At 29.5% G+C, this 21,049-nt stretch carries 16 protein-coding genes; 2 read left to right on the forward strand and 14 right to left on the reverse strand.

The genetic code is table 11. The annotated features are described in order from the left end of the window. The first annotated feature begins 373 nt into the window (after nt 1-373). Complete coding sequence (locus BR69_RS0119025) at nt 374-565, forward strand: hypothetical protein (protein WP_027634620.1); 192 nt, start codon at nt 374-376, stop codon at nt 563-565. A gap of 234 nt (nt 566-799) precedes the next feature. Here BR69_RS0119025 and BR69_RS0119030 read toward each other — a convergent pair whose 3' ends face one another. The 7 genes from BR69_RS0119030 to BR69_RS0119060 form a co-directional block, all read right to left on the reverse strand. Then, the gene (locus BR69_RS0119030) at nt 800-1,867 is read right to left on the reverse strand and encodes a mannose-1-phosphate guanylyltransferase (protein WP_027634621.1); all 1,068 of its coding nucleotides are present in this window, start codon (nt 1,865-1,867) and stop codon (nt 800-802) included. A gap of 137 nt (nt 1,868-2,004) precedes the next feature. Beyond that, on the reverse strand, nt 2,005-3,108 hold the full coding sequence (locus tag BR69_RS0119035; RefSeq protein WP_027634622.1) for an ABC transporter permease: 1,104 nt from the start codon (nt 3,106-3,108) through the stop codon (nt 2,005-2,007). Continuing rightward, nucleotides 3,105-4,220, reverse strand: coding sequence for an ABC transporter permease (locus tag BR69_RS0119040; protein ID WP_027634623.1), 1,116 nt, complete (start codon nt 4,218-4,220; stop codon nt 3,105-3,107). The genes BR69_RS0119035 and BR69_RS0119040 overlap by 4 nt, the downstream gene beginning before the upstream one ends. Before the next feature lie 12 nt (nt 4,221-4,232). Next, a complete protein-coding gene (locus BR69_RS0119045) occupies nt 4,233-4,979 on the reverse strand; it encodes an ABC transporter ATP-binding protein (RefSeq protein ID WP_027634624.1) in 747 nt (248 codons plus the stop codon). A gap of 362 nt (nt 4,980-5,341) precedes the next feature. Then, nucleotides 5,342-6,184 carry a M55 family metallopeptidase gene (locus tag BR69_RS0119050; RefSeq protein ID WP_027634625.1) on the reverse strand — a complete coding sequence of 281 codons (843 nt, stop codon included), beginning with the start codon at nt 6,182-6,184 and terminating at the stop codon, nt 5,342-5,344. An 832-nt stretch (nt 6,185-7,016) separates the two neighbouring features. Next, a complete protein-coding gene (locus BR69_RS20900) occupies nt 7,017-8,351 on the reverse strand; it encodes an APC family permease (RefSeq protein ID WP_051623698.1) in 1,335 nt (444 codons plus the stop codon). A gap of 564 nt (nt 8,352-8,915) precedes the next feature. Beyond that, nucleotides 8,916-10,691, reverse strand: coding sequence for a M3 family oligoendopeptidase (locus BR69_RS0119060; RefSeq protein WP_084315581.1), 1,776 nt, complete (start codon nt 10,689-10,691; stop codon nt 8,916-8,918). Nucleotides 10,692-11,153: 462 nt separating this feature from the next. Here BR69_RS0119060 and BR69_RS0119070 point away from each other — a divergent pair, with 462 nt between their 5' ends. After that, nucleotides 11,154-11,963: a ZIP family metal transporter gene (locus tag BR69_RS0119070; RefSeq protein WP_027634627.1), complete on the forward strand. Its 810-nt coding sequence runs from the start codon at nt 11,154-11,156 to the stop codon at nt 11,961-11,963. Between the two features lie 346 nt (nt 11,964-12,309). Here BR69_RS0119070 and BR69_RS0119075 read toward each other — a convergent pair whose 3' ends face one another. From BR69_RS0119075 to BR69_RS20905, 7 genes are all read right to left on the reverse strand, one after another. Beyond that, nucleotides 12,310-13,401: a DUF871 domain-containing protein gene (locus BR69_RS0119075; RefSeq protein ID WP_027634628.1), complete on the reverse strand. Its 1,092-nt coding sequence runs from the start codon at nt 13,399-13,401 to the stop codon at nt 12,310-12,312. 63 nt (nt 13,402-13,464) lie between these two features. Continuing rightward, nucleotides 13,465-13,764, reverse strand: coding sequence for a PTS sugar transporter subunit IIA (locus BR69_RS0119080; RefSeq protein ID WP_027634629.1), 300 nt, complete (start codon nt 13,762-13,764; stop codon nt 13,465-13,467). A gap of 76 nt (nt 13,765-13,840) precedes the next feature. Beyond that, on the reverse strand, nt 13,841-15,139 hold the full coding sequence (locus BR69_RS0119085; RefSeq protein WP_027634630.1) for a PTS sugar transporter subunit IIC: 1,299 nt from the start codon (nt 15,137-15,139) through the stop codon (nt 13,841-13,843). Between the two features lie 94 nt (nt 15,140-15,233). After that, complete coding sequence (locus BR69_RS0119090) at nt 15,234-15,536, reverse strand: PTS sugar transporter subunit IIB (protein WP_027634631.1); 303 nt, start codon at nt 15,534-15,536, stop codon at nt 15,234-15,236. Between the two features lie 261 nt (nt 15,537-15,797). After that, on the reverse strand, nt 15,798-18,548 hold the full coding sequence (locus BR69_RS0119095) for a sigma-54-dependent transcriptional regulator (RefSeq protein WP_027634632.1): 2,751 nt from the start codon (nt 18,546-18,548) through the stop codon (nt 15,798-15,800). 84 nt (nt 18,549-18,632) lie between these two features. Beyond that, on the reverse strand, nt 18,633-20,009 hold the full coding sequence (locus BR69_RS0119100; protein WP_027634633.1) for an aldehyde dehydrogenase: 1,377 nt from the start codon (nt 20,007-20,009) through the stop codon (nt 18,633-18,635). A 259-nt stretch (nt 20,010-20,268) separates the two neighbouring features. Next, nucleotides 20,269-21,003 carry a DUF3298 and DUF4163 domain-containing protein gene (locus tag BR69_RS20905; protein WP_051623699.1) on the reverse strand — a complete coding sequence of 245 codons (735 nt, stop codon included), beginning with the start codon at nt 21,001-21,003 and terminating at the stop codon, nt 20,269-20,271. Between the last annotated feature and the right edge of the window lie 46 nt (nt 21,004-21,049).

Consider the following 21,049-nt stretch of genomic DNA (forward strand, 5'->3'; position numbering starts at 1 on the left):
TAGGTTTAATTTTAATATTTTTGTCAATACTCTTAGATGGATAATTCCCCCTATAACCTAACACCAATAGGCATATGAAAATTTTAATTTTCATATGCCTATTCCTATTTCTATATATTATTACTTTTACCTATGCCGTATATTTCTATAATTTATCGAATATTCATATGTGTTTCAATGAATACTGATATACTATAAAGCATATGAGTATTCATTAAAATTTTTATTATTATAATAAAATTACCCCTCCTCATTAATTGTTTAATAAAAATATTTCAATTTTATTAAAAGTTTACAAATTTCTTTTATCAACTTTTACTGATTTCATGGTAAAATAGTATTAAGAAAGTATTTTAAAAGGTGGGTAGATTATATGTATAGATGTCCTGAATGTTATAATGAAATGGTTTTTAAATCAGAACATCATGGGGTAAAAGGAACTAGTGATAAATATATAGTTTTCACTTATCATTGTCCTGACTGCACTATAACCTTAGAAAAAATTTTTTATCTAAATGAAAGTAATCTTATCTTTGATGATTACGCACTAGAAAGTATTATTTAATTTTTATTTTTAATATCTAGGGATAATTTAGATCTTAATTATAGATCTTTTTAATTCTTATTAATTATGTCCTAATAGGTTTAGAGACTTTGCAATTCTTATATTTCTTTTAATACCTTATCATATTATATTTTTAAAGTCTCTTTAGAATTATTTAGTCTATAAGTCTTACTTTTGTTTTAATTAAACTATAAAACACGACATTTTAGACATGTCGTGTTTTTATTTTTAATACTAACTATACCTAAAAAACTCTGGAGAATCTTTTATATCATTGAAAAGATGTTTTATTTCCTGATCCTTATTTTTATCCATAACAAGAATAACATCCCCTGCATCCACTATTACGATATCCTTAAGACCAAATCCTATTATGAGCTTCTCTTTTCCAAATATTGCACAATTTTCACTTTCCTCTAAATATACCTTATCTGATATAAAGTTCCCTCCATTTTCCCTTAAAAACCTTCTAAGGGAATTAAAACTTCCTATGTCATCCCAAACAAATTCACACTTTATAACATAAGCTTTTCTTGTTCTTTGCATTATTCCATAGTCTACAGATATTCCCTCAATAAGGCTATACTGATCTTTTATAACCTGACTTTCATCTTCTTCCCCAATTTGCTTATATATAGTCATTAGTCTATCATACATTTTAGGAAGGTATTTTGATACTTCTTTAAGAAACTCTGAGGCCTTCCATATAAACATTCCTGAATTCCAAAGATACTCTCCACTTAAAATGAAATCTTTAGCTACCTCTAGGTTGGGCTTCTCAGTAAATCTATTAACCTTAAAGGTAGGTATATCTCCCTTAAACCTGTCTCCTACCTGAATATATCCATAACCTGTTTCTGTCCTTGTAGGTACAACACCTATTGTTACAAGAGCCTTTCTTGAGCTTGCAAGGTCAATACCCTGTTTTAAGGTTTGAATAAACTGCCCCTCACCTTCTATATAATGGTCTGAAGGTAGAACTACCATAACAGCCTCACTATCCTTTTTCATAAGCTTAGCTGCCGAAAGACCTATACATGTGGCAGTTTCTTTATTATAAGGCTCCACAAAAATATTATCTTCATCTATCTCTGGTAGTTCTTCCTTTACTTTGTCTAAATACTCTTCATTGGTAACTACATATATATTTTCTTTGGGGATTAAAGGTTTTATCCTCTCTACTGTATTTCTTAAAAAGCTTTGGTTATTCACTGTCTTAAGGAACTGTTTAGGATGATTTGATCTAGAAAGTGGATATAAACGAGTGCCCTTTCCTCCAGCTAGTATTAAACCGTAGATCACATTAATCCACTCCATATATTGTTACACTTTATACTATGAAATCCATATTACTTATGTGCAATAAAAGTATTTTCACCCAAATCATTACTAATATTAAATACTTTTCTCTATGCTTTACTTAAAATACCTTAAGTTATTTAATTATTATTTTTTAATTTTCTTCCAGATAAAATTAATAATATCATAGTTAATAATACTAATAATAAAATACTATTCATTACTGAAATTAGTGACTCCCCATATAATATTTCAGTGGAAGCTTTGTTTATCCAAGTAGTTGGAATAAACTCTGAAATCTTTTTTAATATATCTGGCATTATCTCTCTTGGCCAGAAACATCCACCAAGCATTGCAAAAGGTATATTTATAAGTCCACTTAAGGCTCCTGACTGCCTTAGCCCATTTGAATGAGTAGTTATAAATAATCCTAATGCCACAGTAAATAATGAAAATATAATAAACATTAATAATAAACTTAAAGGGGACTCTCCTAGGTTAAACTTAAATAAAAATTTCATTACCCCAAAGAACAATATTACTTGTCCTATAGATATTGTTAAAAAACTTAAAAGATTTTCAATTATATATCTTCCCCTTGTTAATGGAGTAGTAAAATATCTGGTAAATAAGTTATTCTCCCTATCTTTAATTATCATGCTTGTAGTTGAAGTTGATAAAAATAACATATTCATAACTATAAATCCAAGGGCTGCTGAAGTTTTTGATTTATTCCCTTCTCCCTTATCTATACTTACATACTGGCTTTCATAACTTCCATTTTCATAATAAGATAGTCCTTTATAAAACTCCTCTTCATTTCCCTTTGTAGCAGCTGATATTTTCTTTATATTATTTAGATACTCATCTATAAAAAGTTTAATTGAGTAACTAGAATTCCCTTCCTTAACCTCATAGGTTGTTAAGGGAATATCTTGTCCACTTATAATATCCTTTGTATATCCCTCTGGTATCACAATAGCATAGTCTGTTTTTCCATCTACTAATGCTTTCTCTATCTCATCTTCCTTATTAAAAACTATATTGGCTTTCTTTTCTATGTTTTTTATAATGGTTTTTGAGAACTCTGTATTATCTTTATCTAATATTGATACTGTTAATGCTGCTTCCCCATTAGATCCTGAAAAAGCTATTAACATAAATATTAGAGGTAATGCTACTATGAAGATTAAATTAACCTTACTCCTAAAAAGTCTCTTTAAATTAGTAAAATATATTATCATAAGACATCTCTCCTTCCTACAAATTTAGCTCCTAGGAAGAATATAATAGTTAAAATCCATATTCCTAAAATATTCATATAAATTGAACTAGCAGTTCCTCCATACATACTATTAAATATGGCACTTTGAGCTAAATAGTTAGGTGTAATATGAGATAAGCTTCCAAGGAATCCATCTCCAAAATCTACTTTTACAAATCCTCCTCCAAGGAAGGTAAATATAGGAACTAATATATTTAGTAAAGCTAATCCTATTAACCCCTTCTTAGTTGCCATACATGCAAATATACCCATCATTGTAGACATTACCGCTAAAGATAATGTTGCTATTATAATTACTGGAAGGCTTCCTCCAAAATCTACCTGAAATACAAATCTACCAACCAATAAAAGAATTGCTATTTGCCATGCTAGTGTAAACACTACTCCTATTCCTTCTCCAAGAAATACTTCCCAAAGTTTTACTGGTGCTGTTTTTATACGTCCCCCAACTGTACTATAGTAATCCTTATCTATGGCAAAGTTTGCATATATAGATCCAAATAATATAGTCATAATGAGCATTGTAATAGAGTAATACTCCTTAGCTGAAGGTTTTTTACCCGTAAGAGTTATAGAATCCTCCTTAATATTATTATATTTTTTCATAGAAAAATCTTTTGAATTTAATTTATTTAAAGCCTCAATGCTATTTGCTTTATTAGCATAGGAATCCATTATATTCTTAACTATAGATACTTTTAAACTATTATAGTCACTACCTATAACTTGAATTTTACTGTCACTGTCCTCGTCATAAATAACTAAGGCCTCATATTCTTTTTTTTCTATAAGTTTTCTTCCTTCACTAATATTATCTATTTTAGTAGCAGTAATTAAATCTGAAAGTTCTGGCATATTCATAAAATTATCAAAGTTATTATTACCTTTTATATTATTAACATAAAGAACCTTTATGTTTCCTATATTTTTTCCTGAAAAATCTTCGCTACTTCCAAGGGCTGTTCCTAGTATAGCCATTAGAATAATAGGTATAACTAACATGGATATAAAAGATTTTTTATCTCTTAAATACTGTATTATCCTATACCTTGCTATGGTAAGAAAGTTCATAAATACTCCTCCTTAATCTCTTAATTTTCTTCCAGTTAAAGATAGAAATACCTCTTCTAATGTAGCTCTTTCTCCATCTTCTCTTTTAACTAAATCTTTTAAAACTTCCTTATCCCCTCTTGCAATTATCTTTCCATGGTCTACTATACATATATCTGAACAAACTGCTTCTATCTCTTCCATGTAATGAGATGTATATATTATTGTTGAACCCTGTTCATTTAACTTCTTAACTGTGTCCAAAATATTATTTCTAGACTGGGGATCAATTCCTACTGTTGGCTCATCCATTATTATAAGTTTGGGTTTATGAACAATGGCACAAGCTATATTTAATCTCCTCTTCATTCCTCCAGAGAACTTTGTTGAAAAGTCATCTTTTCTATCCCATAAGCCAACAAATTCTAATGTCTCCTTAACAGAGTCCTTTAATTTACTTCCCTTAAGTCCATATAATTTAGCAAAGAAAGTAACATTCTCATAAGCAGTTAAGTCTTCTACTAAAGCTAAGTCCTGTGGTACTACCCCCATATTCTTTTTTATATAAATGGAATCACCTTTAATATCCTTATTAAAAATTTTCACCTCTCCATTAAATTTTGTATATAACCCACTTAATATATTTATAGTTGTAGTTTTCCCTGCACCATTTGGGCCTAGAAATCCAAAAATTTCACCTTCTTTTATGGATAGTTCATTAATATCCACAGCCTTAAAACCCTTATATTCCTTTACTAGGTTATTTATATTCACTATCATCTATACTCCTCCTTATGAACGTTGTTCATTTAAATTCAAATAAATAAGAAAGGTCATCCCTCTCCTATTTATTATTATGCTACATAAAATAACACTTATCAATAACTAATAATTGTTATTTTATACGAATATCTTAATATTATTTTATTCTTTCTTCTATTTACTATAAAATTTATATATTTTAAATTTTCTCCTAGAAATTATTATATTGGAAAAATTGAGTTTTGTGTTTTTAATTCAATATGATTAGATGAAAAACTTATTGGATTCATCTTACCAGAATATTAGTTTAATAAAAGATATCATCTCTTTTATTTCTAAATTACAATATCAAATTAAACTATTTTCTATTTAAAAAAATACTATAAATTATCTTTTACAATATATTCCCTTACAAAATTAAATATTTCTAATCCTATCTCTACACTTGGTGCTTCCCAGAAGGCTTTACTCTTGTTAAATGCTCCTTTCCAACTAACTCTTTCTGGAATATTATAAATATACCCTTCTGTTAATGTCATAGAAAACTCATATGACTCTGCTATTTTTACCGTCTTCATTTTATCTATATTTCTCAATGCTTCTAAAACACCCTTTTTAATAATTGGGAATGTTTCTTCAACATTTGGTTCCCAACCTTTTTCCTTGTCTTTTACTGAAATAGTAGCAACAGTATCACTTAGTTCCTTTGCTTCTTTCATAGATGATTTGCATCCTACGTTTGCAATATACCTTGTGTCTTGAAAATTAAGAACAGCAGTCCCAATCTCTGCAATATGTATACCATTAAAAGTTATCTCCTTTATTGGTGGGCTCTGAATTGTGTGAGGAAAATAAGCATTTTTTTCACCATATCTCGCATGTTGACCTACTGTAATTATTCCGTATGGTTTCCAATCTGCTTGTCCTCGAATTCTTCTCCACCAAAAACGTCTTTGCGGTGTATCAAAGAATCTTACATTTGATGGTAACTTATCTATTATTATATTGTGTTCTGGATCTCCTGCATAATGTCCATCATAAATTAATATTTCATCAATTCCAGATTCATTTGCTGCCTCACAAACTGCTAAAACATCAGATGTCATATATTCTCTTCCTATACTTCTCCATTCATCTGTACCATGCACCATAGCCTTATAATTTTCTTCAAAAATTCCAGTTGCCCCTTCCATATCTGTACAAATAATTAACTGCTTCTTCATTGAATCGCCCCCTACCACTAATGCTATACATTTTTTCCATGTATTTCAATATAAAACTTAAATGTTTTTCATCTTAATTTAATAATATCTAGAGTTTTCTTAGAAGGTATTTTAAGTTTTATATAGATAAATTTTTTATGTCAACCTTATAAGCTATTTCGTCATATATATTTCTATAAAGACATAATTTCCATTATGATACTAATTGAATTTTATTTTATAATTAACTAATTCTTTTAATTATTTCTTCTTTATATGTATATATTATTTTTTTTTGGTAATAATTTTAAATGTAATCCCCCATTTAAGTTACTGTATAAATCATAGGGTATAAATAGAACCATATGATTTATATAGTATATATTAACCCTATTGATACTATAGTAATCCCCCATACCTCAAATATAGTTTCAATATAAAAGAGGAAGCCTTGGCTTCCTCTTTTGTTTTATTTATATTATATAATTACAATTTCTTTTAGCTCTAAAATTTAACAATAATAAGAAACTAAGCTTCTAGTCTTATGTACTAGGTAACTTTTAATTTATATATACTTAATCTCCCCATAGATTAATATATCTCTTTATTAAAAACATATTTATAATAATCCTACTTAGTAAAAATCCTATATAAAGTTAAAAGATTTAGGTTATTACCTAAATCTTTTAGGGAAATTTCTTAAATTGTTAAGCTTAATTATAAAGTATAAGTTTAGGAGTCTTATTAGTTTTTGTACTCAACCATTGTACACTTATATTTTATAATACCGCTGTAACCTTATCCATTGATTTATATTACAAAATATTTTTTTAACCTTACATAATCGTAAGGATTAATTAATACTTAAATTATTTTCCCCTTCTAACGCCCTATCTTTTTTCTTAACTAGATAATAAACAGGTAGTCCAAGTAAAGTTATAATAACACTAGTAAGTGCATTAACTGGACTTGTTACCACAGTATTTATTAAAACAAATCCTCCTCCAATAAGCCCTATTAAAGGTACTACTGGATATAAAGGTACTTTATAGCTTCCTTGCATTTCTGGATGTTTCCTCCTTAATATAAACACTCCAAAGACTCCTAGTAAAAAGAATATCCAAAGAGAAAATATTACAAGTTCTGTTAACATTTCAAAAGAACCTGTTATTATATAAGCTATCCCTATGGTGCTAGACACTAAAAGAGAGTAAACAGGTATAACATCTTTTCCATATAACTTTGTAAGCTTATCTTTAAATGGGAATAATTTATTATCAGCCATGGCATAAGGCATTCTAGATCCTGCCATATATTCCCCATTTAGCGCTCCAAAAACTGATATTAATATTCCAATAGATATAAAGTCTGATGCTATGTCCCCAAATAATACTCTTGCTCCATCCTCAGCTACTTTATCTGACATGGCCAATACATTAAAAGGTAATACCCTTGATAAAGAGTAACTAAACAGAACATAAACCACTATAACTATGGTTAATCCTATAAATATTGACCTTGGTACATTTTTTCTAGGCTCTTTGATTTCTCCTGATAAGGTAGCTACACCTATCCATCCATCGTATGCCCAAAGTGTTGCAAGAAGAGCACTTCCAAATCCAGAGGCATTAAAGGTCACTACAGACATTGATGATACTTCTGTCTTACCTCTTAAAAGAGCAAAACCTATTATAAGAAATAGAGGTATTAGTTTTCCAATAGTCACTAAAATTTGCATCTTTCCTACAGCCTTTGAAGCAAATATATTTATTAATGCTAAAAAGAATATAAGACTTACTGAAAAAATCTTAATATAAGTTCTATTTATAGGCAATAAACTTGCCAATTGATCTATCAAAATAATTGCGCCTGCTGCTACAGTTCCTGGAGAGGCTATTGTAACTTGTACCCATCCAAATAAAAATCCAACTTTTTCTCCGTATATTTCTTTCAAATATACAAATAACCCTCCTGTTTTAGGAATAGCTGATGCTATTTCCGCTATAGTAAGTCCTGCACAAATAGTTATTATTCCACCTAAAATCCAAGCTAGTATTCCCATTTTAATTGTTCCTGAAGACTTAAACACTGCTGATGCCTTAAAAAATACTCCAGAACCTATAACCATTCCTACAACAAATGATATCCCTTCTTTAAGACCTAGCTTTTCTGTTAATTCCCTTGACATATCCCATCCTTCCTCTCAAAACAAATTATTTATTACTGATTATTTATACAGATGAATTATATATTATACAAATAGTAATTTCAATAACTTTTTTGTTGTTTTTCTTTATTTTTTATTAATTTTATTTAATATCCACGATTAATATAACTTAGTTTAGAAATACTATACTTTTTGCATGTTTTACTCCATTTTACTACATTTATTATTAACTAATATAGATAATTAGATATGAATCCATTTGCATTTTTATACATATTTTAACTAAAATTTATAAGTATAATAGGATAATATTTATGGTGCAAAGTTATGATTTATATATTAAATTATAAAAATTTTTTCTTACTTTATAGATTCATATGTATTAAAAAGCTTATCCTAAATCCTCACTCTAACTTTATAATCTTATTTATGTATTCATATAGATTTTAAAAAACTAATTCTATATTTTGCTTTATTCCTCTTCCTTTATCTATAGATTCATACATATTTTATAGACTCTAGTAATTAATTCAAATAAAATAAAAAGAAACCCAAAAGGTTTCTTTTTATTTTATTAAGATTATTTTAAAGTTCTAAAAACTTATTTATATCCTCTATTATTATATCTAAGGATTCTTTAAAGAAATCCTTATTATAAAGATCTATACCTATAAATTTAGCCACATCATAAATAGATGCTTTTCCTGTTAATCTTAATAAGGAGTTATACTTATCTATAAACACTTCTCCTTCTTTAAGATACATATTATATAATCCTTTAGAAAATAGAAGTCCAAAGGCATAAGGGAAGTTATAAAAATGTCTTTCTGTGAAATAGTAATGAGGCTTATGAATCCAAGCATACTTATCCAAAGTACTCTCATCTATTGCATCACCGTAGGCTTCTTTTTCTGCCCATAACATTATCTCATTTATCTCCTTTGAAGAAAGCTTTCCTTGTTTTCTTCTTTCAAAAACTTCTTTCTCAAATAAAAATCTTGAATATATATCTACTATAACCATACTAGAATTTACAAGTTCAGCATCTAATATAGCCATTGCCTCCTCTTTACTTGCTTCTTTTAAAGCAGCATTTCTAACTAATGTTTCACAGAATATAGATGCAGTTTCAGCTAAAGGCATAGGATATCTTGTATTTAAAACACTTTCACTTCCTAAAACATGTCCATGATATGCATGCCCTAGTTCATGAGCTAGAGTACATACATTTTTCAAGCTTCCATTATATGAAGATAATATCCTACTCTCCTTTATACAATGTAGGTTAGAACAAAATGCTCCCCCTCTTTTTCCTTCCCTAACCTCTGAGTCTATCCACCTATTTGAAAAAGCTCTATAAGCTAAGTCTCCCATATCCTTTGAAAAAGAATTGAAGTGTTTAACTATAAACTCCATGGCTTCCTCATAGCTATATTCTTTTTTACTTTCTCCTATAGGTGCCATTCTCTCATAATAAGGTAGTTTTCCTTCATATCCTAAAAGTTCTGCTTTCTTTAAAAAATATTTTTCAAAATGTTTTAATCCATCTCTCATAACCTCTAGCATATTATCTAATATTTTTTCATCCATCCTTGAATCTATCAAGGTTTTCTGAAGAGGTGAATCATATCCTCTAATATTACATAAAGTTATGGCTTCTCCTTTAATACCATTAAGACAGGAAGCTATGACTTCTTCTATTCCTTCATTGCTTTTTTCCTCTCCTTCATGAGCTTCTTTCCTAAGATTTTTATCATAACTAAATGCCATATTTTTAACTTCATTTATGCTCTTTCTTTGAATCTTATCATCTATATTAACATCTACCATGTGATTGGCTGTAATATTATTTCTAAGGTCGCTCCATGCACTTCCACCTGTTAAGGACATATTCGCAATTAATAGTTCTTCTTCCTCACTTAAAATATACCTTCCATTGTTTCTTATTTCCTTAAGTATAAAGATATACTCTTTAAACTCTTCATTTTCCTCTAAAATCTTATCTAAATCTTCTAAGGTATTAATCCATTTTGTAAATTGTACATTTAAAGTCGTAACTTCTATCTGTAGTTTATCTATTTTATCCATTTCTTTTTTAGCTATATTATCCTTAGAATTAGCCGAAATGCTAAGACTAGAAAAAGCATAAAGTCTTCCCATAATATTTGAAAAGTCCTTTTTATATCTTAAAAAGGCTTCTATTTTTTCCACTGAATTATCCACATTAGTTAAAAACTTCTCCCCAAATTCCTTCATATTATTAATAATATGAACTACCTCTTCCATATGAGATTTGTATTCCTTAGAATCAAATCCAGTATAAAGCTCATTTAAGCTCCATGTCATATTTAACTTTTCCATGTAATAGCCCCCTTTTATTCTTTTAATTTATTTATAAAACTTATACTTCTAATCTTCTAGACACCTTAATCTTTAAGATAAGAAATATAGAGTCTTGAAACTAATTAATTTACAATCTGATTTGAATAAAACCCTCTACCTAAACTACTCTTATTTTAGGAATGTTTTAATAATAAAGAGTAAAAGATAACTAGTGTATTTATATCAATAAAATTTTTAGTTATATTTTTAAAGTTTTATAAGCAATAATATACTTTAATTTATATAAATATATTATATCAATAAATACAGAAATTTTATTCCCACTTAGCACAGTATCTATTTTATCCATAACAGTTTATAACTTATTTTACTCACCACCATATTATTCATTGTATAAAATAATATGGATATTTTATAATCATTGTGATAATATATTGTTATTAATAAGTAATTATTATTCGTTAGGAGTTGAAATTTATGTTGGATTACTTTAAAAACTTAAGCCCAGTACTCCAAGCTCTAGTTGCAGCTTTATTTACTTGGGGAGTCACAGCTCTTGGGGCGGCTTTAGTTTTCTTTTTTAAAACTATAAATAGAAAAGTATTAGATGGGATGTTAGGATTTGCTGCAGGAGTTATGATTGCTGCTAGTTTCTGGTCCTTACTTGCCCCAGCTATAGAAATGGAAGAAGCAGCTGGTGGAAAGGCTTGGATTCCGGCCGCAGTAGGTTTCTTACTTGGTGGATTATTCCTATTTGCAGTAGATAAAATTCTTCCTCATCTTCATCTTGGTTTAGATACCAGTGAAGCAGAAGGTATAAAAACTAGCTGGCAAAGAAGTGTTCTTTTAGTTCTTGCTATAACCCTTCATAATATACCAGAGGGTCTAGCTGTAGGAGTTGCCTTTGGTGCCCTAGGAGCTAACTTAGAAGCAGCTTCATTTGCTGGTGCTGTGGCTCTGGCCCTTGGGATAGGACTTCAAAACTTTCCTGAAGGAGCTGCTGTATCAATACCATTAAGAAGGGAAGGTCATTCTAGGTTTAAAAGCTTTATGTATGGTCAAGCTTCTGGTATAGTGGAACCTATTGCAGCTGTAATAGGTGCGGCAGCAGTTGTTCATATAGAAAGAATGTTACCTTACGCCTTAAGCTTTGCAGCAGGTGCTATGATATACGTAGTAGTTGAGGAACTAATTCCTGAATCTCAAGCTGAAGGTAATACTGATCTTGCTACTCTAGCTACCTTAATAGGATTTACTATTATGATGGTTCTTGATGTAGCTTTAGGATAAATAAAAAAGTAGAGATAATACATTTAATAAAAGTATTATTTCTACTTTTTTTATTACTTTACCATACTATCACAAGTTTTTAATATAACCCCTTAATTTGTTCATTAAAAACTTCTTTAATTTATAGCATTTCAATTAGATGTATAAATTAAATTATAAACTTAATGTTCTATATAATATATTCTACTCCTTAACCCTTACAGGTAGGGAGTAAGAATATATTATAAGACTACTTTTCCTCTGTTAAACTTCACTTTAAGCTAAAGGGATCTTAATATGCATTATCACATCACTAAATAATAAATATAAATATAACTTACCTTCTATTTATAACCCCAAATACACATTACTTTTTATTAATAAACCCAAATTTACCCCATGGTTCTAAATAATCTAATAAAAATATTTCCTCTTCTACTATGCTTCCTATAACATTAGTTTTTCCAGAGTTCTTCATATCCTTTAAAGCTACTTGAAGCTCTCCTGCATATCTAGTATAAAGATCTGATTCCACAAGGATATCTCCTCTTTTTATATCCCTTGTGTTAAAAACTTTAAACTCATGTCCTTTATATTTAACCCTACTTTGAGTGGAACGAACCATGTATTCTGATACATCTCCCCTGTTGAAATGGAATTCTTCTAGAGCTATTTTCTTTTGAAGCTCTGGTACCCCGTCTACAAATTCCACTTCAAATTTAAGCATATCCTTATTTAATTCACTAAGAGCTTTAAGCTCCTCTTCAGATGCAAACATATTAGCTATTATTACATCATCTATTAAATCCGTAGCAAATAAGTGTTTTCCTTGAACTGCAATAGGAAGATCTCTATGACTCTCTAAAGTACATAATCCTTCACTAACTGGCCATGGTCCAAATTCTGCTGATGGAGCATTTACAAATGCTGCAGTCTTTATTCCTAGTTCCTTAAATTGCTTTGAAGATTTTATAAAATGCTCATAGGAAAGTCCTGTATAGACATGAGGATAAAAGTTATGACATCCCCAAATATTCTCTACATTTGCCTTATAAGATAATATATTGTCAGCATACTTTGTTCCATTACTTATATTAAGTTCTATCTTAAGTCCATAAGTATTATAAGTCATTATAGACTCTTCAATGCCGCTAAATCCACTATCTAACCTTATACCTTTTAGTCCTAAATCATAAAAGAATTTTAAATCCTTATAGTCTGCCCCAAACTTTTTAAATATACTTGGTTCAACATCTGCAATAACTTCCATGTTCTTTTTATTAGCAACAGAAACTATTTCCCTAAACTCTTCTATGACCTTTTCTATATCTCTATCTTCTTGAGAAATTAAACATGTAAATATTCTCTTAAAGCCATATTTTGCTGCAAGCTCTATGTAGTTTTTAATCTCCGCTAAGCTTCCATTACTTGGATAAATTGATATTCCTAATCTTTTCATGGCTTTATTCCTCCTTAAAAATAAACCCTGATGAGAAACCTCATCAGGATTTATTTAATTTTATTAATTTAATCTTTCATATATGTCTACTATTTCCCCTGCTAGGTCCTTTAATGTTATAGTAGTCATTAAATGATCTTGAGCATGAACTAATAGTAGTGAAAATTCTGCTTTCTGACCACTAGCTTCTCCTTGGATTAAAGTAGTTTGCCCATTATGAGCAAGAGCTAGCTTTTCATTGGCTTCCTCTAAAAGTGTCCTTGCTTTTTCTATATCTCCTGCCTTAGCACTTTGAATAGCTTCCATAGCACTACTTCTAGCATCACCACTATGCATTATTAGTTGAAATATTACCTCTTCCATGCTCTAACACTCCTTTACTTCTGTTTCTGTATATTTCCTATATATTCTACTATGATTGAGTTATTTCCTCTTTTTTCTACCTTGAAACACTTCCATCAGCTGTAACCTTTTCATCGTGTCCCATAAATGCAAATGGTAGGTAGATTACTATTGATATTAAAAGGTTAACTGCTGCTAATATTCCACCTGCTATGGAGTTAGTAGCTAACGCTCCTCCTATTATTGGTGGTATTGTCCAGTGTGTTTGAATATAAGTTAATGGAACTAATCCACTAGACATTGCAAAATAAGTTGTTAACACTAATATGATTGGTGTTATTAAGAATGGTATTAATAGTCTTACGTTTAAAACTATTGGCATACCAAATACTACCGGTTCATTTATATTGAATAATCCAGGGCCAAATGCAACCTTAGATACTGCTCCATACTGCTCCATTAAAGCAGACTTTCTTCTTCTTGAAGCTATGAATATAGCAATTAATAATCCTAATGTTGCTCCTGATCCCCCAAGATATACAAAGTTATCAAAGAAAGAACTTGTGATTATATTTGTAGCATTTCCACCTGCTTGAACAAGCTTCATGTTTTCTTCCATAGCTGGAGTATATAAAGCTGAAGTTATAGGTAAAATGATGTTTGGTCCATGTAATCCAAAGAACCATAATACGTGAATTATTAAAGCAACTATTATTGCTGATCCAAGACCTTGAGCTAATCCTTGTAATGGTGCTTGTATAACATCATATACAACTTGGTGAAGACTTGGTCTTCCTACTGTAACTAATACACACTTTAATATAGCAAATAAACTTATTACTATAACTGCTGGTAAAAGCGATGCAAAGGATCTAGATACTGCTGGTGGCACTGAATCTGGCATCTTTATAACCAGCTTCTTATTTCCAAGTAATTTTACAAATAATTCAGTTGATACTATAGCTACTAATATTGCAACGAATAATCCAGTTGTTCCTGCAAAACTAAAGAATGTAGCATTTTCATATACTATTATTAATGAAGCGAAAGATATAAGTGCTGCTGCTAAAGAATCTGAATTATATGATTTTGCTAAGTTATAGCTTAGTGCTATACATAGAACTAATGACATTACCCCAAAGGTTCCATTCCATAAAGTTCCTCCGAAGCTATGGAAATAAGGTGATCCATCTGCAGCTGCTCCAAATATAGATTTCATTAGATCTTGGTATCCTGGAAATTGGAATTGGTTAAGCATTATTCCTAAGGATCCAATTAAAATTAAAGGCATAATTGCAACGAAACCATCACGTATTGCCACTAGATGTCTCTGACTTCCAAACTTAGATGCTATAGGCACTAAATGTTTTTCTAGGAAGTCTATAAGTTTATTCATAAAAACCCCTCCTAAATATAATTTCATTTATATTAAATTTCTTTAATATACAAACTTAAAAATTTATATTTTATAAATTAATAATTATTCTATATTATCCTAGTAAAGTTAATGCATGATTTAAAACCTTTTCTCCATTCATCATTCCATAATCCATAGTGTTTATTACATCTACTGGTATCTTACCTTGAACTTGTTCCTTAACCTTTGCTAGTATAAATCTTACCTGTGGTCCAAGAAGAACTACATCTACTTCATCTATGTGATTTTTAAATTCAGCTTCTGAAACTGCATTTATATTAACTTCTATTCCTTTGCTTTCAGCTGCTTTTCTCATCTTTGTAACAAGTAAACTTGTTGACATTCCTGCACTACATACTAACATTATTCTTTTCATAATAATTCCTCCTAAAATATATAATTGCTTATTTTATGTTTTATATTGTTCATCGTTTACACTTATATATAAAGCAAGTGTGATGCCAACTTTTAAAACTTATATCTTTTTTTATTTTATTTTCTTTCCTCCTCTAAACCCTTTATAATAAAGCATTTCATCATAACCTTTTACTATATAAAGAAAAAAATAGTGTGTAACATTTCATTACACACTATTTTTTGAAGTTTTTACACACTACAATCACTTTACACAGTTACACTAATTATTTTCTAAAAGCATCCTTACTAGATGAGCTAAGTCATGTTCTCCCACATTTATATTATGTCTTATTTCTATATTTTTTATAATTTGTTTTATTATTATAAACTTCTTACTATGTTCAGCCCTATATTTATTTAACTCTACAAATTCAGGTTCCTTTTCTCCCTTTTTAATTCTATCTACCATAAAGCACATATGCATTATTATTCCTGACATAGTTTCACTGTTAACATTTATGTTAAGACTTTCCTCTGCCTCTTTTATGCAATGTATTATGTCTTCTACTAACCCATCTATATCACTAACATTTATGTGGTTTCTTAGGGAATTTTTAATATTCATATATCTTTCTTCATTATTTACAATGTCTATTATCTCCCTTATACCCTCTCCAGTTAATATTTCTGGTGCAGGTATAAATGGAACTCCTTCTATGCTTATATTTACTGTTCCAACTACCGATATTATTTTATAGTCTTCCTCATATCTATCTACCTGTTTTATAAAGTCTTCCCTATCTAATATGTTTAATGGAATAATATCCACAAGGCTTTTCTTATTTATTTGTACTTCTATTATTTGTTTTAATCTTTCTGATGCACCTTCACCCGTAAAGCATGCTGTTATTATAAGTAGCTTTTTATTGCTACTTCTCTCATAAGACAGTTGTATTCCGTATCTACAAAGTTCTACACAAGACTCATATATACTACTTAAATCCCTACCTGTAAGAGCCTTTCTAGTAGCCTCTAAAACCACAGGAGTACTTACCATATCTACTGTCTTAACATCTATTCCAGTTTCTTCTGAAATCATATCACCAAAGTTTGTTAATGAACCCATATCTACCAGTAAGAGTACTCCCTTTTCGTGATACATTTCTTGTACCTTTGATTTAACAACTTCATACATCTCTTCTGCTTTCATACTAAGGGGCATATCTAAGGCTTTTGTAAAATCCTCATCTATTAAAGAGTTAGCCACACTAACCATACTACTAGCTGTAGAATTACCGTGCATTATAACTAAAACAGATACCTTCCCAGTCTTTTTTACATCTATATCATATGGCTTAGATGATAGGAACATAGTTAAATATCCTATTTCATCTAAAGGAACTGTTATATGAAACTCCTTATCAATTATACTTGCAAGTTCCATAGCTACCATAAATTCTTCTGAATACTGGGCTCTTATTACATTTAATTTAGGATGGTAAACCTTATTTCCCTGTTTTATTCTCTCAATACTTCCTTGAAGATGAAGGGCTAATCCAAAATACACCTTCTCATCAAAGTCTCTATTAAGTCTTTCTTCTCCAAGCTTTAATAGTTTTTCTACTAGCTCTACTATTTTAGGGTCTACTATTTTACACAGCTCTTCTTTTCTAATCTTTTGAGGTAAGTCTTTTATATAATTTTTAAAGAATTCATCTATATCTATATTTAAAATCTCATTTATTTCTTTTTCCTCTATACCTTGGCTTTTAAGAGAATCTAATTTCTTTTCTATGTAATCATAAAAGTGTTCTTGATTATTATAGTTTTGAGAATCTCCTATGGTTTCAAGTATAAACTTTTCATCTGCATAGAAAAATCTAAGAACATCCCCCTTATTTTTTAGTAGATTTTCAACTTCCTCCCTATAGTCCTTGATCTTCATTAGCCCTTTCTTTACTCCAGCATGTAAATCCCCTTGCTCTATTAAAATATAATCCCTTGAATTAGTTTTATAGTTTAGAAAGGCTTTAGCACAAGACAATTGAATATCACTTTTTAATTGACCTATATTACCAGAACAATCGTATAATAAAAAGGATATTAAAGCATTCTTATTTATATAAATAGTTTTTGAAAGCCTCTTTGATTCTGACTTTATAAACTCTTCTAGTAAGTAATACCTCTCCTTTAAACTTCTTTCTCTCAAGGATGGAAGTGTTATTGTCATTGGTATTCTTCTTGTAAAAGTTTTAAGTAAGTAAGACTTAGGTTCTTCTGTAGTCGCTGCTATTATCTGAGCTTCTACCTTAATTGTTTTATCAGTTTCTCCCATAGGCCTAAGCATTCCCTTATCTATATAAGTAAAAAGCATCTCTTGCCCTTGAGGAGCTAACCTATGAATCTCATCTAAAAATAAAATTCCTCCATGAGCCTTTTTTAAAAGCCCTATTCTATCACTATCAGCTCCTGTATAAGCACCTTTTTTAACTCCAAATATCTGTGACATGACAAGTTGTGGATTATCTACATAGTCTGCACAATTGAATCTTATAAAAGGCGCATTATCCTCTATCATATTAGCTTCTTTTGCAAATTTATACATAAGTTCTGCAAACATAGACTTTCCTACTCCCGTTTCTCCTAAAATAAGAGTATGAAGTCCTCTAGGAGGATATAATATAGCTGCTTTTGCTTGTTGAATTGGCACCTGAAGACTAAGACCTGCTCCAACCATTAAGTCTAAGCTGTTAGATGCCTTAGTTATATTATTCTTAGTTTTAATATTTCCTTCATCAATGGATTCTATTTTATCCTTAAATTTTTTATCTTCCTCTAAGAAAGCTTTATATAGTACAGGTCTTCCCTCTATTTTTTCTACCTTATTCATACTATATAACTTATTTAAGTATCTACTTGCATTTGCCCTATCTAAGTTTAAATAATCACTTAAATCTACTGCTGAAATTCCTGATTTATTTTTTAAGGTTAATTCCCTTAATGCGTTGTATATTTCATCTATTTTTGCCATTACTCTCCCCCCTATAAAGTGATTCAACTTAATTTAAACCTTACCCTTAATAAAAATAATAATAAAATAAATTTAAAACATTTCCTACTTCATAATCTTCTTTAATAAAGAAATTTTATTTTTAAATGGTGGGTATCTAACATCTATATCAATAATATTACTCTTTTTTATTATTGACTTATAATGACTAAAGGTCTCAAAGCTTGCCTTTCCATGGTAGGCTCCCATACCACTTTCTCCAACCCCTCCAAAGGTTATATTAGAAGATGCCACATGTATCACTGTATCATTTATACACCCTCCCCCTGAAGTGGTTCTTTTCATTATATTATTCTGTCTTTCTTTTGATGTTGAAAAATAATATAAGGCTAAAGGCTTTGGCTTTTCCTTTAATAAGGATATTACCTCTTCTATATCATTAAAATCAATTACTGGCATTATAGGTCCAAAAATTTCATCCTTCATAACTTTAAAGTTCCAGGTTACTTTGTCTATAATAGTAGGAGCTATGTATCTATCTACTTCATAGCTCTCTCCTCCACATATTATATCTCCTTCTCCTAAGTATTCAGTGAGTCTACTCCACTGCTTATTAGTTATTATTTTAGGATACTCTGGATTATTTTTAGGGTTTTCACCATAAAATTTCTTTATATAATAACGCATCTTTTCTAAAAGTTTATGTTTTATATCCTTATGAGCCAAAAGATAATCAGGGGCAACACAGGTTTGTCCTGCATTTAAAAATTTTCCCCATACAATTCTTTTAGCCGCCAAGTCTATATCCGCATCCTTGTCCACAATACATGGACTTTTTCCACCTAGCTCTAAGGTTATTGGAGTTAAATGTTTTGATGCCTTCTCCATAACTATTTTCCCCACATTAACACTACCAGTAAAGAAAATATAATCATACTTTTCGTCTAATATTTTAGAAATATCTTCTCTTCCTCCAAAGGGTTTAACTACTTCTACATATCTTGGATCAAAAATCTCTTTTATAATAGAGCATATAACCTTAGTTGTTTCCACTGAATAAGCTGATGGCTTAATCATAACACAATTACCTGCAGATATAGCTCCAATTAAAGGTGCCATAGTAAGCTGGAAAGGATAATTCCATGGAGACATTATAAGAATCACACCATAAGGCTCTTTATAAACATAGCTTGAAGATAAAAAATGCATTAGTGGGGTTCTTTTTCTTTCTGGCTTACCCCAAGCTTTTAATTTTCTTATTGTAAGATTAAGCTCCTCAAGAACTATTCCTATTTCTGTAGCATAAGCCTCAAATTTTGACTTACCTAAATCTTTGTTTAGAGCTTCTAATATTACATCTTCCTTATTTTTTAGAACTTCCCTAAGTTTTTTTAGCATGGAAATTCTAAAATCAATACTTAATGTATTACCCTCATTAAAAAACTTTCTTTGACTATTTAAAATTTCTTTTATCTCACTCATAAATAATCTCCTATATTAATTATTTATATATACTTTATTAATTTACTAAATCTATTAAAATTCCTTCTTAATTTTATAATATAGCCTAATAAATACTTTTTCATCATTTAAAATCCTATTAAATTATAAACAAATTTACTAAGTCTTAAAGAAAGCTTCCATTAATTTAGTTAAAATTCCCCTCTTTAATAGAGTGTAACTAAATCGCTTTTTATTATTTATTCTCTTTATATAAGAGATACCACCTCAAGGAGTAAATTTAAATAATACTTTTTAAAGAGAGTTTAATACCACTTTCCACATCCTTTAAAGGTATTTTAAACTTTGGGAACCCGCTAGCATATGGTGTAATTTCATATAGTTGAAAATACACTACCATATTCTCCTTCTCTATATAAAAATTTGTATCTTCATTTATACCATGAAAAGAGTCTTGAAAAAAGCTTTCTTTATCTTTTCCTATTTCTTTTTTTATTATATTATTTATTATCTTTTCATAATCATAATTGTCTTTAAAAATATCCTTTAATTTCAATACATCTCCCGTTTTAGCATCTATGTTATAGTTTTTTCTATATGTTATGCCATGAGCCCCGCCAGTATAAGAATAATGGTCTACAAGTAAACTTAAAAACTCCCCATTATTATAAGGTATAGTAAAATTAACTAATGCCTCATAAACATTAGCTTCCTCATTATATCCTATATATTCCTTTTCTTCTTCTGATAATAACTTTATTTTATTTCCAAATTCCACGGCTTCCTTCTCTATGTTTTCATTAATAGCTTTTTCCTTATCCTTATTCTCTAACCCACTTATATTAGGTATACTAAGAAACATATCTAATACTTTGGTTTTTCCTTTTATGTTGTTTCCTACAACCCCTATCTTTCTATTTGTAGCCTCTACATTTATTATTGTTATATTTAAAAATATAATCATAATAACTAATAAAATTTTTATGGCTCTTCCCTTACTTTTACTACACTTCATTCCCTCACCTCCACTAATTAATAGTATTATCTTCCTAAATAAAAAA

The sequence above is a fragment of the Clostridium hydrogeniformans DSM 21757 genome, from assembly GCF_000686705.1.
GTDB classification, from domain to species: Bacteria; Bacillota; Clostridia; order Clostridiales; family Clostridiaceae; genus Clostridium_Z; species Clostridium_Z hydrogeniformans.